The 15579-nt window shown below is 69.8% G+C and carries 17 protein-coding genes; 9 read left to right on the top strand and 8 right to left on the bottom strand.

The window, feature by feature from the left end; all coding sequences use genetic code 11:
• The first annotated feature begins 75 nt into the window (after window positions 1-75).
• The 3 genes from M8J73_RS31215 (at window position 76) to M8J73_RS31225 (ending at window position 1967) form a co-directional block, all read left to right on the top strand.
• Window positions 76-489, top strand: coding sequence for an NUDIX hydrolase (locus M8J73_RS31215; protein WP_249829350.1), 414 nt, complete (start codon window positions 76-78; stop codon window positions 487-489).
• Window positions 490-822: 333 nt separating this feature from the next.
• Window positions 823-1647: an SCO4651 family lipoprotein gene (locus tag M8J73_RS31220; protein WP_249829351.1), complete on the top strand. Its 825-nt coding sequence runs from the start codon at window positions 823-825 to the stop codon at window positions 1645-1647.
• A 149-nt stretch (window positions 1648-1796) separates the two neighbouring features.
• Complete coding sequence (locus tag M8J73_RS31225; RefSeq protein ID WP_167738840.1) at window positions 1797-1967, top strand: hypothetical protein; 171 nt, start codon at window positions 1797-1799, stop codon at window positions 1965-1967.
• A gap of 83 nt (window positions 1968-2050) precedes the next feature.
• Here the strand turns inward: M8J73_RS31225 and M8J73_RS31230 are convergent, their stop codons facing one another.
• Entirely contained in the window at window positions 2051-2416 is a 366-nt protein-coding gene (locus M8J73_RS31230; protein WP_055538697.1) for a metal-sensitive transcriptional regulator, read from the bottom strand.
• A gap of 188 nt (window positions 2417-2604) precedes the next feature.
• Here M8J73_RS31230 and M8J73_RS31235 point away from each other — a divergent pair, with 188 nt between their 5' ends.
• Together M8J73_RS31235 and M8J73_RS31240 are read left to right on the top strand one after the other, a co-directional pair.
• Entirely contained in the window at window positions 2605-3225 is a 621-nt protein-coding gene (locus M8J73_RS31235; RefSeq protein WP_055538696.1) for a DUF47 domain-containing protein, read from the top strand.
• A 7-nt stretch (window positions 3226-3232) separates the two neighbouring features.
• Entirely contained in the window at window positions 3233-4231 is a 999-nt protein-coding gene (locus tag M8J73_RS31240) for an inorganic phosphate transporter (RefSeq protein ID WP_055538695.1), read from the top strand.
• A 154-nt stretch (window positions 4232-4385) separates the two neighbouring features.
• Here M8J73_RS31240 and pstB read toward each other — a convergent pair whose 3' ends face one another.
• From pstB to pstS, 4 genes are all read right to left on the bottom strand, one after another.
• Window positions 4386-5162, bottom strand: a complete 777-nt coding sequence (gene pstB / locus M8J73_RS31245) for a phosphate ABC transporter ATP-binding protein PstB (protein WP_055538694.1) — start codon at window positions 5160-5162, stop codon at window positions 4386-4388.
• 71 nt (window positions 5163-5233) lie between these two features.
• Window positions 5234-6298, bottom strand: coding sequence for a phosphate ABC transporter permease PstA (gene pstA, locus M8J73_RS31250; RefSeq protein WP_055538693.1), 1065 nt, complete (start codon window positions 6296-6298; stop codon window positions 5234-5236).
• Window positions 6295-7302, bottom strand: coding sequence for a phosphate ABC transporter permease subunit PstC (gene pstC / locus M8J73_RS31255; protein WP_055538692.1), 1008 nt, complete (start codon window positions 7300-7302; stop codon window positions 6295-6297). Before pstC ends, pstA begins: the two co-directional genes overlap by 4 nt.
• 137 nt (window positions 7303-7439) lie before the next feature.
• Window positions 7440-8567: a phosphate ABC transporter substrate-binding protein PstS gene (gene pstS, locus M8J73_RS31260; protein ID WP_055538691.1), complete on the bottom strand. Its 1128-nt coding sequence runs from the start codon at window positions 8565-8567 to the stop codon at window positions 7440-7442.
• A gap of 586 nt (window positions 8568-9153) precedes the next feature.
• Here pstS and M8J73_RS31265 point away from each other — a divergent pair.
• Complete coding sequence (locus M8J73_RS31265) at window positions 9154-10722, top strand: FAD-binding oxidoreductase (RefSeq protein ID WP_055538690.1); 1569 nt, start codon at window positions 9154-9156, stop codon at window positions 10720-10722.
• Between the two features lie 94 nt (window positions 10723-10816).
• Here M8J73_RS31265 and M8J73_RS31270 read toward each other — a convergent pair whose 3' ends face one another.
• On the bottom strand, window positions 10817-11539 hold the full coding sequence (locus M8J73_RS31270; protein ID WP_055538689.1) for a phosphatase PAP2 family protein: 723 nt from the start codon (window positions 11537-11539) through the stop codon (window positions 10817-10819).
• A 223-nt stretch (window positions 11540-11762) separates the two neighbouring features.
• Entirely contained in the window at window positions 11763-12770 is a 1008-nt protein-coding gene (locus M8J73_RS31275; RefSeq protein WP_240501253.1) for a C40 family peptidase, read from the bottom strand.
• 111 nt (window positions 12771-12881) lie between these two features.
• Here M8J73_RS31275 and M8J73_RS31280 point away from each other — a divergent pair, with 111 nt between their 5' ends.
• Together M8J73_RS31280 and M8J73_RS31285 are read left to right on the top strand one after the other, a co-directional pair.
• The gene (locus M8J73_RS31280) at window positions 12882-13169 is read left to right on the top strand and encodes a hypothetical protein (RefSeq protein WP_055538688.1); all 288 of its coding nucleotides are present in this window, start codon (window positions 12882-12884) and stop codon (window positions 13167-13169) included.
• A 79-nt stretch (window positions 13170-13248) separates the two neighbouring features.
• Window positions 13249-13827, top strand: coding sequence for a TetR/AcrR family transcriptional regulator (locus M8J73_RS31285; RefSeq protein ID WP_055538687.1), 579 nt, complete (start codon window positions 13249-13251; stop codon window positions 13825-13827).
• A 7-nt stretch (window positions 13828-13834) separates the two neighbouring features.
• Here M8J73_RS31285 and M8J73_RS31290 read toward each other — a convergent pair whose 3' ends face one another.
• Window positions 13835-14656 (bottom strand): S1 RNA-binding domain-containing protein, encoded by an 822-nt coding sequence (locus M8J73_RS31290; RefSeq protein ID WP_308408367.1) that lies wholly within the window; start codon window positions 14654-14656, stop codon window positions 13835-13837.
• 175 nt (window positions 14657-14831) lie between these two features.
• On the opposite strand from M8J73_RS31290, the gene M8J73_RS31300 reads away from it, so the two are divergent.
• On the top strand, window positions 14832-15579 hold a 748-nt coding region (locus M8J73_RS31300), incomplete at its 3' end, for an Imm49 family immunity protein (RefSeq protein ID WP_249829352.1).

Raw genomic sequence — 15579 nt, forward strand, 5'->3', positions numbered from 1 at the left:
CGACCAGCGCCACGAGGTCGAGGCGGCCCGCTTCGCGTTCCAGCAGTCCTGGCAGAAGGAGGCGGTGAGCACGTCATGAGCGACGACGTCATCCAAGCGGCGGGCTGCGTCCTGTGGCGCCGCTCCCCCGACGCCGGGGAACTGGAGATCTGTCTGGTCCACCGGCCGAAGTACGACGACTGGTCGCACCCCAAGGGCAAGTTGAAGCGCGGCGAGGCCCCGCTCGACGGCGCGCTGCGCGAGGTGGAGGAGGAGACCGGGTACCACTGCGAGCCCGGCCCGCGGCTGCCCTCGACCCACTACTTCGTGGGCGGACGCGCCAAGCGGGTCACCTACTGGGCCGCCGAGGCGACCGCCGGCTCCTTCACCCCCAGCCGCGAGGTCGACGACGTGCTCTGGCTGGCCCCGGCCGCCGCCCGCGCCCGGCTCACCCAGCCCCGCGACCGGGAACTGGTCGACGAGTTCCTGACCACCCTGCGCCTGGCCTGACCCCCGGCGGCCCCGCACGCCCCTCACCCCGCGGCGGCATGCCCCTCGGCGTCGGTCCGGGCCAGGCTGCGGGCCCTGCGCGCCGGGCCGCGCCACCCGCAGGTACAGCGGGCCACACAGAAACGGCCCTGTTCGACGGTCGTCGTGCGGTGCTCCTGCGGTAATACCGCCTCGTCGTGCTGTGCCACACGGTGACGTTACCCAGGGCAGGTGAACGTCTCACCAACTCGCGTCCCCGCACGTGCCGAAGGCACCCGCGTGACGACGGCCCCTACCCGTCGTTAACCGGACGGCAGGAGGACCCGGTACGGACCGGTCAGGGGGTTGCGGGCGATGGTGACGCGGCGGCACAGCAGGGCGGGCTCGGTGGTCGTCGCGGCGGGACTCCTGGTCTCCCCCCTGGGCTGCGCCCCCGGCGCCCCCGGCGACGACCCCGCCTCCTCCGACCCCGTCGACCTCCTCCACCGCGCCGCCCCCACCCTCGTCCGCGCGGGCAGCTCCAAGACCCGCACGGAGATGGAGATGGCCACCGGCGGCACCCGCGTCACCATCCACGGCGAGGGCGTCTACGACTACGGCAGACAGCTCGGCCGGCTGAAGGTGCTGCTGCCGCAGGACCCGGCCGGCACCAGCGAACACCGCCCCATCACCGAACTCCTCGCCCCCGGCGCGCTGTTCATGAAGAACCGGGGCGCGGGCGTCCCCGCCGACAAATGGGTCCGCGTCGACACGGGCACCCTCTCCGACGGCAACCTGGTCACCGGCGGCGCCACCGATCCGTTCGCCGCCGCCGAGGTGCTGCGCGGCGCCCGCTCCGCGACCTACGTCGGGCGGGCCGAGGTCGACGGCACGCCCGTGAGCCACTACCGCGGCACCGCCGACCTCACCGCAGCCTCCCGCGCCGCCTCCGAGGGCAACCGGGCGCCGCTGCGGGCCGCGGCCCGGGGGTTCGCCACCGCCACGGTCCCCTTCGACGCGTACCTCGACGACGAGGGCCGGATCCGCAAGGTCCGCCACCGGTTCAGCTTCGTCAACGGCCGGCAGCAGGACACGGTGGCCGTCGCCTCGACGACCCTGCTGTACGACTTCGGCGTCCACGTCGCGGTACGGCTGCCGCGGCCGCAGGACATCTACGCGGGGAAGATCGCGGAGGACTAGGGCCCCTGCCGTCGGGCCTCCGCCGCGGTCCGCGGAAGTTGGCCCCTCGGGGAAGTGCGGGGCCGGAAATGGTCCGTTGGTGCCATGCGCGGCCTGTGGGCCGCTGCCTACCCTAGGAAGTCGGTGACGGCGGAGAAGAGGTGATGCGCGTGGCTCCGGCAGGCGGTACTGCGGTCCATGACCACGTGGCCCTCGCCGAGATCGAGCTCTGCGGTGAACTGATCATCGCCGCCTCGGCCACCGACGGGGACCGCCTCAGCCCCGACCGCATCGACGAAGTCCTCCGCGTGGGCGAGGAACGCGCCCAGGACGCCCCGTAGCCCTCCCCCCAGCTCGCGGCCGCGGCTGTCGCTGTGGCTGTGGCTGTGGCCGAAACTCGATCACCGGGCGGCCGGGCCGATGCTCAGGTCCGCAGCAGCCGACCGATGGCCTTCGTGGCCTCCTCCACCTTCGCGTCGACCTCGGAACCCCCCTTGAGGGCCGCGTCGGCGACGCAGTGCCGCAGGTGTTCCTCCAGCAGTTGCAGCGCGAAGGACTGCAGGGCCTTGGTGGAGGCGGAGACCTGCGTGAGTATGTCGATGCAGTAGACGTCCTCGTCGACCATCCGCTGGAGCCCTCGAATCTGGCCCTCGATGCGCCTCAGTCGCTTGAGATGCTCACCCTTCTGGTGGTGGTACCCATGGATTCCATGGTCGTGGTCGGTCACGACAGGCGGCTCCACGGCGTCCGCGACGGAGGGCGCTTCCGCGCCGGCCCCGGTGGTCGTCATCGCGTCCTCCAGACATATACCCCTACTGGGTATATCGTATCGAACTTTGGCGGGTATATGGCCTCCGGGCAGCCCCCCTGTCGACCGCGTTGCCCGATGGGCGACACTGGGGGACGGCCCATTAGCCGTGGCCGGATGATGCACTTAGCATCAGCCTGACCGAAACCGATGCACCCCGAGGACCCCTTGTGCGCTTTCGTCTGACCCCCAGGGAGACGAGCTTCTACGACATGTTCGCCGCCTCCGCGGACAACATCGTCACGGGCTCGAAGCTCCTCATGGAACTGCTCGGGGCGGACCCGTCCGCCCGGGCCGAGATCGCAGAGCGCATGCGAGCAGCCGAGCACGCCGGTGACGACGCCACCCATGCGATCTTCCACCAGCTGAACTCCTCGTTCATCACACCGTTCGACCGCGAGGACATCTACTCCCTCGCGTCGTCCCTCGACGACATCATGGACTTCATGGAGGAGGCCGTCGACCTGGTCGTCCTCTACAGCATCGAGGACCTCCCGAAGGGCGTCGAGCAGCAGATCGAGGTCCTGGCGCGCGCGGCCGAACTGACGGCCGAGGCGATGCCCCACCTCCGCACCATGGACAACCTCACCGAGTACTGGATCGAGGTGAACCGGCTGGAGAACCAGGCGGACCAGATCCACCGCAAGCTGCTCGCCCATCTCTTCAGCGGCAAGTACGACGCCATCGAGGTCCTGAAGCTCAAGCAGATCGTGGATGTGCTGGAGGAGGCGGCGGACGCCTTCGAGCACGTGGCGAACACGGTGGAGACCATCGCGGTCAAGGAGTCCTGAACCCTTCATGGACACCTTCGCTCTGGTCGTGACCATCGGGGTCGCGCTCTTCTTCACGTACACCAACGGCTTCCACGACTCCGCGAACGCGATCGCGACCTCGGTCTCGACCCGGGCGCTCACCCCGCGCGCGGCCCTCGCCATGGCCGCGGTCATGAACCTCGTGGGCGCCTTCCTGGGCAGCGGGGTCGCCAAGACGGTCAGCGAGGGGCTGATCTCCACGCCGGAGGGCTCCAAGGGGATGGGCATCCTCTTCGCCGCCCTCGTCGGCGCGATCACCTGGAACCTCGTCACCTGGTACTTCGGCCTGCCGTCCTCCTCCAGCCACGCGCTGTTCGGCGGCATGGTGGGCGCGGCCCTCGCGGGCGGTACGACGGTCTACTGGTCCGGCGTCCTGGAGAAGGTCGTCATCCCGATGTTCGTCTCCCCGGTGGTCGGCCTGGTCGTCGGCTACCTGGTGATGGCGGCGATCATGTGGATCTTCCGCCGTGCCAACCCGCACAAGGCCAAGCACGGCTTCCGTATAGCGCAGACCGTGTCGGCGGCCGGCATGGCCCTCGGCCACGGTCTCCAGGACGCCCAGAAGACGATGGGCATCGTCGTGATGGCCCTGGTCATCGCGGACGTCGAGGACTACGGAGACCCGATCCCGATCTGGGTGAAGATCGTCTGCGCGGTCATGCTGTCCCTCGGCACGTACGCGGGCGGCTGGCGCATCATGCGCACCCTGGGCCGGAAGATCATCGAGCTCGACCCGCCGCAGGGCTTCGCCGCGGAGACCACCGGCGCGTCGATCATGTTCATCACGGCCTTCATCTTCAAGGCCCCCATCTCGACGACCCACATCATCACCTCGGCGATCATGGGCGTCGGCGCCACCAAGCGGGTGAACGCGGTCCGCTGGGGCGTCGCCAAGAACATCGTCCTCGGCTGGTTCATCACCATGCCGGCGGCCGCCATCGTCGCCGCGACCAGTTTCTGGATCGTGAACCTGGCGTTCCTCTGACGGGAACGCCGTCGGAAAAAGGGCGCGGGCCCGTCCCCCGGGAGCCGGGGGACGGGCCCTTTACCTACCTCGTGGCGGCACCGCCATGCAACACCACGAGGGGTCCTGGGAGGCGGGCCGGAACCGGGACGGCGGCTCCGGCCCGCGGGCCGGCCTAGCCGAAGCGGCCGGAGATGTAGTCCTCCGTGGCCTGCACCGACGGGTTGGAGAAGATCCGCTCGGTGTCGTCGATCTCGATCAGCTTGCCCGGCTGCCCGACGGCCGCCAGGTTGAAGAACGCCGTACGGTCCGAGACACGCGCCGCCTGCTGCATGTTGTGCGTCACGATGACGATCGTGAACCGTTCCTTCAGCTCGCCGATGAGGTCCTCGATGGCGAGCGTGGAGATCGGGTCCAGGGCCGAGCAGGGCTCGTCCATGAGCAGCACGTTCGGCTCGACCGCGATCGCGCGGGCGATGCAGAGCCGCTGCTGCTGACCGCCGGAGAGGCCGGAGCCCGGCTTGCCCAGGCGGTCCTTGACCTCGTTCCAGAGGTTCGCGCCCTTGAGGGACTTCTCGACGACGTCGTCCATCTCGGACTTCTTCTTGGTGCCGACGAGCTTCAGGCCGGCCGCCACGTTGTCGTAGATCGACATCGTCGGGAACGGGTTGGGGCGCTGGAAGACCATGCCGACCTCACGCCGCACCGACACCGGGTCGACCCCGGCGCCGTACAGGTCCTCGTCGTCGAGCATGACCTTGCCCTCGACGCGGCCACCCGGCGTGACCTCGTGCATCCGGTTCAGGGTGCGCAGGAAGGTGGACTTGCCGCAGCCGGAGGGGCCGATGAAGGCCGTCACGGTGCGGGGCTCGACGGTCATCGAGATGTCCTCGATGGCCCGGAAGGAACCGTAATAGGCGTTGAGGCCGCTGACGTCGATTCGCTTGGCCATGTGAATCACTGCTTCTTTCGCGAGGAATTCGCGGGGAATTCGCTGGGGGAACTGGTCGCTGTATGGCCGCGTCAGCGACCGGTCTTGGGAGCCTTCCAGCGGGCGATGCCGCGGGCCGCCAGGTTCAGGATCATGATGAAGGCGATGAGCGTCAGGGCCGCCGCCCACGCACGGTCGTACGCCGCTCCGGAGCCGCCGCTGTTGGCGTACTGCAGGTAGATGTACATCGGCAGCGACGCCTGCGGGTCGGAGAAGGGGTTCGTGTTGATGAAGTTCGAACCCCACACCAGCAGCAGGACCGGGGCGGTCTCACCGGCGATACGGGCGACCGCGAGCATCACACCGGTCGTGATACCGCCGATCGCGGTCGGGAGGACCACCTTGAGGATCGTGCGCCACTTCGGCACGCCCAGCGCCAGCGAGGCCTCGCGCAGCTCGTTCGGGACGAGCTTGAGCATCTCCTCGGTGGAGCGGACGACGACCGGCAGCATCAGGATGGTCAGCGCCATCGCGCCGGCGAAACCGGAGGGGCCCATGTCCAGGATCAGGATCCAGGTACTGAGGATGAACAGGCCCGCGACGATCGACGGGACACCCGTCATGACGTCGACGAAGAAGGTGACGGCCTTGGCGAGCTTGCCTCGGCCGTACTCGACGAGGTAGATCGCGGTCAGCACACCGATCGGCACGGAGATCAGGGTGGCGAGGCCGACCTGCTCCAGGGTGCCGAGGATGGCGTGGTAGATGCCGCCGCCGGGCTCGGTGTCGGCGACCACGCCCATCGAGTGCGTGAGGAAGTAGGTGTCGAGGACCTTCACACCGCGGCTGACGGTCTCCCAGACGAGGGAGGCCAGCGGGACGACGGCGAGGAGGAACGCGACCCAGACGACGCTGGTCGCGACCCGGTCCTTGGCCTGCCGCTTGCCCTCGACGCGGGCGGCGATGCCGAACGTCCCGGCGACGAAGAGGACGCCCGCGATCAGGGCCCACTGGATGGAGCTCTCCAGGCCCAGGGCGGCGGAGATACCGAGGCCGAGGGCGACGGAGGCGGCGGCGACCGCCCACGAGAACCACTTGGGCAGGGACGCGGCACGCAGGGTGCTGGGGCGCTTGTCGGAGAGAGTTGCGTTGCTCATGCGTTGGCCCCCGAGAACTCCTTGCGGCGGGCGATGATCAGGCGGGCCGCGCCGTTGACCAGCAGGGTGATGACGAACAGGACCAGACCGGAGGCGATGAGCGCGTCCCGGCCCATCTCGGTGGCCTCGCTGAACTTGCTGGCGATGTTCTGGGCGAAGGTGCCGCCACCCGGGTCGAGCAGGCTGAGGTTGATCTCGAAGCTGGAGGACAGGACCATCGCGACGGCCATCGTCTCGCCGAGGGCGCGGCCGAGGCCGAGCATCGAGGCGGAGATGACACCGGAGCGCCCGAAGGGCAGGACGGCCATGCGGATGACCTCCCAGCGGGTGGCGCCGAGGGCCAGCGCGGCCTCTTCGTGCATCTGCGGGACCTGGCGGAAGACCTCGCGGCTCACGTTGGTGATGATCGGCAGGATCATGATCGCGAGCAGGATGCCGACGGTGAGCATCGAACGGGGCGCGCCGCCCTGCCATTCGAAGATGCCGGTCCAGCCGAGGTAGTCGTTCAGCCAGCCGTAGAGGCCGTCGAGCTGCGGGACGAGCACGAGGGCGCCCCAGAGGCCGTAGACGATGGACGGCACGGCGGCGAGCAGGTCGACCACGTACGCGATGGGGCCGCCCAGCTTGCGGGGGGCGTAGTGCGTGATGAACAGGGCGATCCCGACGGCGACCGGGACCGCGATGGCCATCGCGATGATCGACGACACGATGGTGCCGAAGGCCAGCACCGCGATGCCGAAGACCGGCGGGTTGCCGGTGGGGTTCCACTCGAAGGTGGTGAAGAAGTTGCCCTCGTCCTTGCCGATCGCGAGCACGGCGCGGTAGCTGAGGAACACGGCGATGGCCGCCATGATCGCCAGCAGGAAGATGCCGGAGCCGCGGGAGAGGCCGAGGAAGATCCGGTCGCCGGGGCGGGTGGCGCCGCGGGCGGCGCGCTTCTCCTCCGCGGCGGGCGGCGGTGGTGTGGAGGGGAGTGGCGTGTCTTTGGTCGTGGATATGTCCATCAGGTTCTCCGGTCTGCGGAGCCGTCGTCGTGGGACGGCGACTCGGGGCGGAGCCGTCCGCGGTGGCGGAACGGCTCCTGGCGGCGGTGCACCGGACGATGCGGCCCAGTCCCGGTCGGGGCTGGGCCGCACTCAGATCAGCTCAGGCCCGAGATGGTGCTGCGGACCTTGGTGATGATCTCCTCGGGCATCGGGGCGTAGCCGGCGTCGGCGAGCAGGCCCTGACCATCCTCGGAGGCGATGTAGGTGAGGAAGGACTTGGTGGCGGGCAGGGTGTCCGCCTTGTTGCCCTTGTCACAGACGATCTCGTAGGTGACGAGGGTGATCGGGTAGGCGCCCTCGGCGGTCGGCGTGTAGTTCAGCTTCAGCGCGAGGTCCTTGCCGGTGCCCACGACCTGGGCCTCGGAGATGGCCTTGGTGGCGTTCTCGACGGTCGCCTTGACGGGCTCGGTGGCGCCGGTCTTGATGTCGACCGTGCTCATGCCGTCCTTGGCGTACGACAGCTCCATGTAGGAGATGGCACCCTTGGTCTCCTTCACGCCCTGCGCGACACCGGAGGAGCCCTGCGCGGACTGGCCGCCCTTGGCCTGCCAGGCCTTGCCGCCCTCGTACTTCCAGTTGTCGGGCGCGGCGGCGATCAGGTACTTGGTGAAGTTGTCCGTGGTGCCGGACTCGTCCGAGCGGTGGTACGGCTGGATCTTGAGGTCGGGCAGCTTGGCGTCGGGGTTCAGCGCCTTGATGGCCTTGTCGTTCCAGTTGGTGATCTTGCTGTCGAAGATCAGCGCGAGGGTCTTGGCGTCCAGGACCAGGCTGTCGACGCCCGGGACGTTGTAGCCGACCGCGATCGGGCCGCCGACCATCGGCAGGTCGATGCCCTGACCGCCCTTGCAGACCTCCTTGGAGGCGGTGACCTCTTCCGGCTTCAGCGCGGAGTCGGAACCGGCGAAGGCGACCTGGCCCTGGGTGAACGCGGTGATACCGGCGCCCGAACCGCTGCCCTTGTAGTTGATCTGGACGCTCTTGCAGGAGGCCGTGTACTGCTTGACCCAGGCGTCGATGGCGTTCTTCTGCGCGGAAGAGCCGTCGGCCAGCAGCTGGCCCTTGGCGTCGCCGCAGTCGATCTTGCTGTTGGCCGGCGCCGAGCTGCCGCCCGCACTGCCGCCACCCGTGTCGTCCGACCCACAAGCCGTCAGGGTCAGGGCGCCGGTGACGGCGACAGCACCGAGAGAAAGGGCGCGCAGCCGGTTCTTGCGCTGAAGCTTCACTTTCGGGGGTTCCTTCCAGGAGCCGCCGTCCACATGGCGGCGTGCGAAGTCGTCGTATCAGCCTCAGGAGTGCTCTTGCGGGCACCGTCGTCCCTCAGGCTGCTGTCGTCACGGGAGGCGGGGCCGCGTTCTCGGCCCACATCCCGCACCGGGTAAGGCCGAAATTAGGCAGATCAGGTGAAGCCGCCGATGGACGGAAGTGAACGGCGAGTGAACCCCTGCCGACAGTGCGGTGAGGTAACGGAATGCTTACGGCGGCCACCATCCTCTGGACCGAGCACCCGCTAGCACTGACACCCTGCGGTGCGGGGTCGATCGGCATCTATGCAATTCACAGGCGGAGAAATCCTTAAGAAAAGGAAACTCCACGCATACCAGACACGTCCACCCGGACTGGGCACGGGGCGCGGGGAACCGCGCGGGAAACCGCCCAGCACCCGCACACGCACGACGACATCGGGCACCCGGCCTCATGGGCGCCCCGATCCGGCGGGCGCCCGAAGGCACGGGCGGCGGAGGGAACCCCGCCCCCACCAACCCCCGTCTCGTCTCACGACCCCAACTCGCGGCGCACCGGGAGGCGCACATGGAACGGCGTACGTTCATCGGCGGTGGTGCGGCCGCATTCACCGCACTGACCACCTCGGCCTGTAGCTCCGGAGGCGGCTCCGATGCCTCGGCCACGGCCACGGCCACGGACGCCTCCCTGACGACCACGACGGCCCACGGCGCGGGCAGGAAGCCCACGGCGGTCAACTGGGCCGCCCTCGCCCGCGACCTCGACGGGCCGCTCGTCCGCCCCGGGGACAAGGCCTGGACGACGGCCCGCCAGCTCTACAACACCCGCTTCGACACCCTGAAGCCCACCGCCGTCGCCTATGTCGCCCACCCCGACGACATCCGCACCACCCTCGCCTACGCCAGGGCCCACGACCTCAAGGTCGCGATACGCAACGGCGGCCACTCCTACGCCGGCTGGTCCTCCGGCAACGGCCGGCTGATAGTCGACGTCTCCAAGCTCAACAAGGTCCGCGCCTCCGGCGGCGAGGCCGTGATCGGCGCCGGCGCGAAGCTCATCGACGTCTACCGCGCGCTCGCCGCCAAGGGTGTCACCATCCCCGCCGGCTCCTGCCCCACCGTCGGCGTCTCCGGCCTCACCCTCGGCGGCGGCCACGGTGTGACGTCCCGCGCCTACGGCCTGACCTGCGACAGCCTCACCCAGGCCACCCTCGTCACCGCGGACGGCAAGCAGCTCGTGGCGAACGCCACCACCAACCAGGACCTCTTCTGGGCCCTGCGCGGCGCCGGCAACGGCAACTTCGGCGTGGTCACCGAACTCCGCTTCAAGACCCACGCGGCTCCTCCCGGCGTCACCGCGTACCTCACCTGGCCCTGGTCCAGGGCCGCCGCCGTCCTGAAGGCGTGGCAGGAATGGGGGCCCAACCAGGCCGACGAGATCTGGTCGTCCTGTCACATGGCGAAGTCGGCCGGCGGCACCCCGACCGTCTCCGTCGCCGCCTTCTCCCTCGGCACCTACGGCGAGCTCCAGAACGCCGTCGACCGGCTCGCCGACCGGGTGGGCGCCCCGGCCCGCAGCGTCTCCCTCAAGCGCCGTACGTACGAGGACGCCATGGAGGGCTACGCGGGCTGCCGGTCCTTCGCCGAGGACGCCCAGTGCCATCTGCCCGGCACGACACCCGGCCGCTCGCCCAAGGGCAAGCTGGGCCGCGAGACGTACGCCGCCCGCTCCGACTTCTTCGACCGCTCGATCTCCTCGGCGGGCATCCAGACCCTGCTGACCCGGATCACCGGTGTGAAGGGCGGCGCGGGCAGCATCGCCCTCACCGCGCTCGGCGGCCAGGTGAACCGCGTCTCGCCGACGGCGACGGCCTTCGTCCACCGCCGCTCGCGGATGCTGGCCCAGTACATCGCCTCCTGGAAGCCCGGCACCTCCGGCACGGCAGCCCAGTCCTGGCTGGACGGCGCCCACAAGTCGATGGCCCGCCACGCCTCCGGCGCCGCCTACCAGAACTACACCGACCCCACCCTCACGGACTGGAGGAAGGCGTACTACGGGGACGCGGCCGGCCGGCTGACCACCCTGAAGAAGAAGTACGACCCGAACCGCTTCTTCACCTTCCCGCAGGCCCTGTAGCGCTACCGGGGCCCACGGCGGCCCCATGACGACGGCCCCCTCACCGGCATGCGGTGAGGGGGCCGTTCGGTCGTGTCGGGCCGGGCGGTCGCGGCTACGCGGCCAGGTCCCGCTCCTCCGTGGAGGACGTCTCGACCCGCGCGCCCGGGATCACCGCACGCTGACCGTCACGCCCGCGCGCCCGGACGAGCCACCCCACGCGGGGCGACCGCTCGATCGCCTTCATCAGCGGCGTCAGCAGCGCCATGGCGAGCGGCGAGAGCAGCAGGGCGACGGCGGTGCCGAGCGCGAAGCCGCCGATCACGTCGGTCGGGTAGTGCACGCCCATGTAGACCCGGATGAAGCCGCCGAGGAGGCCGATGACGAGGCCGATCAGGCCGAACTTCCGGTTGGCGACGAAGAGTCCGACCGCCATCGCCATGATCAGGGTCGCGTGATCGCTGACGAAGGAGTAGTCGGTCTTGCCGGAGACGAGCACCTCCAGCCCCTCGTGGTCGAGGAAGGGCCGGGGCCGCTCGACGAACCCGCGTATCGGCACGTTGATCAGTACGGCGACACCGGCGGCCAGCGGCGCCCACACCAGCGCGGCCACGGACGAGGCCGCGTCCTCGCCGCCGCGCTTGCGCACACCCCACCAGCACCACAGGATCAGCAGCACCATGGCGAACAGCAGGCCGTACTCGCCGACGAACTCCATGACCCGGTCGAGCCAGGTCGGGGCGTCCTTGGCCAGGCCATTGATGTCGTAGAGCAGCTCGACGTCGGGATTGGATCCGGAATCAGCGGCAAGTGCGGCATGCGCGGCGAGTCCAGCCATCGTGCTGCGGCCCTTTCGTCATCGTTCTCGCGACCGCACCCGTACGTGCGCCGCGCTGTTGCCACCCCCGTGGTGTCCGTAGGCGTCAACGCGCTACGTCAAATAGGAACGCACACTTCTCTCCAATGCGTTCCACCCTCCACTGAATGATCACTCAGACGTTATCGAAGAGAGACGCGTCGCCGCAGCTCAGGGCACGGGTTCACGGAGAATTACGGACCCGTCAGACGGTCTTGGGCAGTGCTTTCGCGCCATCTTCGGTGACCCGGGTGGCTCCGAAGTAGTCGGGGGTGTCAATCGGGTCGAACCGGATGACCGCGCCCGGCCGCGGGGCGTTGATCATATATCCGCCCCCCACATAAATCCCGACGTGCCGAATGGCACGGGAGTTGGTGAGGTCGTCGGAGAAGAAGACGAGATCACCCGGCAGCAGTTCGCCCCGCGAGGGGTGCTGCCCGGCGTTGTACTGATCGTTCGCGACGCGGGGCAGCGTGATCCCCACACTCGCGTACGCCGCCTTCGTCAGCCCCGAGCAGTCGAAGCGTCCACCCTGGTCAGCGGTGCCGTTGCCGCCCCAGAGGTAGAGCGTGCCGAGCTTCTTCTGGGCGTACGCGATGGCACCGGCCGCCTGCTCGCTCGGGTCGACGCGGCTCGTGGGCGCGGCGAAACTCTCCGACAGCGTCGTGATCGTCTTGACGTAGTTCTGGGTCTCCTTGTACGGCGGGACGCCCCCGTACTTGATGACGGCGTACGCGCCCGCGTTGTAGGAAGCGAGCATGTTCGCGGTCGGATCTCCGGGTACGTCCTTCACGTACGAGGCGAGCTTGCAGTCGTACGAGGCGGCCGATGGAATCGCGTCATTCGGGTCCCAGACGTCACGGTCGCCGTCCCCGTCACCGTCCAGCCCGTGCGTCGCCCACGTCCCCGGAATGAATTGCGCGATCCCTTGGGCCGCGGCGGGGCTCTGCGCCTTCGGGTTGAACCCGCTCTCCTGGTACAGCTGGGCCGCCAGCAACGCCGGATTGATGGCGTCGCACAGATTGCCCCATTTCTGCACCAGGGGCTGGTACGCCGCGGGAACGGCGCCCTTGGCCAGTCCGACGACCTTTCCGCCGACCCCGTTGGCGAGGTTCCCGGCGACCAGATAGACACCGACGACCAGCAACATGACGAAAGCGAGTCCGGCGCCGACAGCGGAGATCACCACGATCCATGCCTTACGCACCGTCAACCGCCCCTCACCGCCCGCGAGTCCGCCGACGGTCAGTGTAGAGGCGGCACTCCTTCTTAGGAATGATCACTCACGGCACTCCGTCCCCTTCGTCCACAAGGAGAACCCGCCATGTCCGACATCCCCCCGGATCTCGACTGGATCCGCGCGGCCCCCGAGGACGCCACCGGCGCCGGCCCCTGGTTCGAACTGGCCTTCGGCGAGGGGGATGGCGAGGACGACCCGGAGGCCCCCGTCTACATCCGCGAGACCAGCGCCCCCGAGGTCGTCGTCACCACCAACCGCCGCAAGTGGGACGCGTTCGTCCTGGGCGTCCAGGCGGGGGAGTTCGACCATTTCGTGGCGGGGCTGGAGGGGTTCGAGCCGACACCGGGCACGGACGACCAGGTGACGCCGTGACCCTTGGGCGCGGCGCGCCCGCCCGCGCAGTACTCTGCTGAAGTGTCCCGCACGTAGTACTACGCACGGAGTGGTGTGAATGGTGAGACGGAACGACCAGCGCCGCGCCGCCCTCGTCGACGCGGCCATCGAGGTCCTCGCCAGGGAAGGCGCCCGCGGCCTCACCTTCCGCGCGGTGGACGCCGAGGCCGCCGTCCCGGGCGGCACCGCGTCCAACTACTTCGCCAACCGCGACGACCTCCTCACCCAGGCCGGCGCCCGCGTCTACGAGCGGCTCCAGCCCGACGAGGCCACCATCGCCCGCCAGCGGGCCGCCGGCCGCGACCGGGAGACGTACGTGGAGCTGATGCGTGAACTCGTCGGCCGGGTCGCCTCCTTCCGCACCGGCTACCTCGCCCTGCTCGAACTCCGCCTGGAGGCGACCCGCCGCCCCGAGCTGCGCAAGGTCCTCACCGAACGCGTCCGCGCCGACGTCGACGCCAACGTCGCCTACCACGAGGCGTCCGGCCTCCCGGGCGACGCCATGGTCGTCAAACTCCTGATGCTCACCCTGAACTGGCTGATCGTCGAACAGCTCACCCTCCCCGACGTCTTCTCGGAGGCCGAGCGGGAGCAGCTGGTGACCGCCGCGGTCGAACGCATCGTCACCGCCGAGTAGGCGGGCGCTAGCCCGGCGCCCGCACCCGGGACAGCAGAAGCGTCCGCCGCTCCCGGTCGACCTCGACGACGGCCACCGCCACCTCCTCCCCCTGCGCCCCGACCTCCTCGGGAGCCGTCGGGCGCTCCGCCGCGGGTCCGGTCGGCGGCCGGACGAGCCCCTGGACCCCGTCGGCGACCTCGACGAACACCCCGAACGGGACCACCCTGGTGACCCGCCCGCGCAGCACCTGCCCCACCGCGACCGCGTCGGCGAACTCCTGGAACGGGTCCGGCAGCAGCGCGCGCAAGGACAGCCGCGCCTCACCGTTGCTGGTGTCGAAGTGCAGGAACGCGCCGGACACCCGCTCCCCGACCCGTACGACGTCCGAGGGGTCGTCGAAGTACCGCCAGGAGAGCTCGGGGAAGGTGACGAACCCGACGCCGGGGTGGATCGGATGCGCCGGCCCCTCGTCCAGCGCCACGAACACGCCGAAGCTCTCGATCGAGGCGACCGTGCCGCTCAGCACCCGCCCGGCCCGAAGTCCCCTCAGAAACCGCCAGAGCAGCGGGTGTCGGGTGGCCGCCGTCGACATCCGCACCTCACCCCGGCCCGGATCGACCCCGATCACCTCACCCGTGACCCGCCGCCCCACCACCAGGTCCGCCTCCGCCCCCGGCCCCCACGTCAGATCCAGCTCCCCCACCGCCCCCAACGGACGCGACGGGAACCCGTCCAGCACCACGGCCACCCCTCGGGACGTCACCTCCGCGACGACCCCGCCGAGCACCTCTCCCACCCGTATCCCGGCCAGGAACGCCCGTACGGCCCCCTGCTCGTCCTCCGCCACCCGCACCCCTTCCACCGTCCGAAACCCCCCTGCTCCCCGCGGCCCCGTCCAGGTGGCCGAAACCGCTCCCTACGGCCTGCCTCCGGGCCTCACCCCACCCGCCGAGCCTCCCTCAAGCGCCAAGGTACGGCCTAGGCTGGCGAACAAGATCACTTCCATGGGGAGCGGGACAGCAGTGCGCAGAGAACGCCACCAGGTCGACGCGGCGGCGATATCCGCGGTTCGCGAGGACTTCCACAACCGGATCGTCGGAGAGGTCTGGTCGATGTCGAGGGCCGGCGCCATGACGGCCCACGAGTGGTGGTGGATCTCGGACCGGCTCGTGGAGTACCTGGCCGCCCTCTCCCTGCAGAACCCCGACCTCGACGTCCCGGAGGCCAAGGCGGTCCTCGACGACGCCACCGAGGCGGCGGCCGGCGCGGTCGCGTACACCGTGTACCACCCGCACAACCGCTTCCAGGTCTTCCTCAACTACGTGAACTTCGGCCGGGACTACGAGCCCGAACCGGGCCGGCCCGAGGCGCCGGCCCCCACCACCCCGCACCGCTGGCTCGACTCCTTCTGCCTGGCCGTCCTCTCCGACAAGGCCGAATGGCACGGCGAGGCCTTCCACTTCGCCCGCGAGGCCGCCCGGGAAGGCGGCGCGGGCCTCCCCTCGGTCGAACTGATCAGCGGCTTCATGGCGTACGTCATCGGCGACACCGGGGACGACTCCGCCGCCCACCCGCCCACCCGGGCGGATGTCCTCGCCGCGCTCGACGCCGCGTACGCCCGGATCCACTCCTTGGACCACATGACCGGCGGCGCCCAGGGCCTCCTGCGGCACCCCCACACCACGGCCCTGCACGCCCTGCACGCCTTGGCGAGCGGCGACCGGTCCGCCTTCGGCACCCATCTGACCGCACTGCTCCGCCCGTACAGCG

Origin of the sequence: Streptomyces neyagawaensis, assembly GCF_023516595.1 — a bacterium.
In the GTDB taxonomy this organism is placed as follows: domain Bacteria; phylum Actinomycetota; class Actinomycetes; order Streptomycetales; family Streptomycetaceae; genus Streptomyces; species Streptomyces neyagawaensis.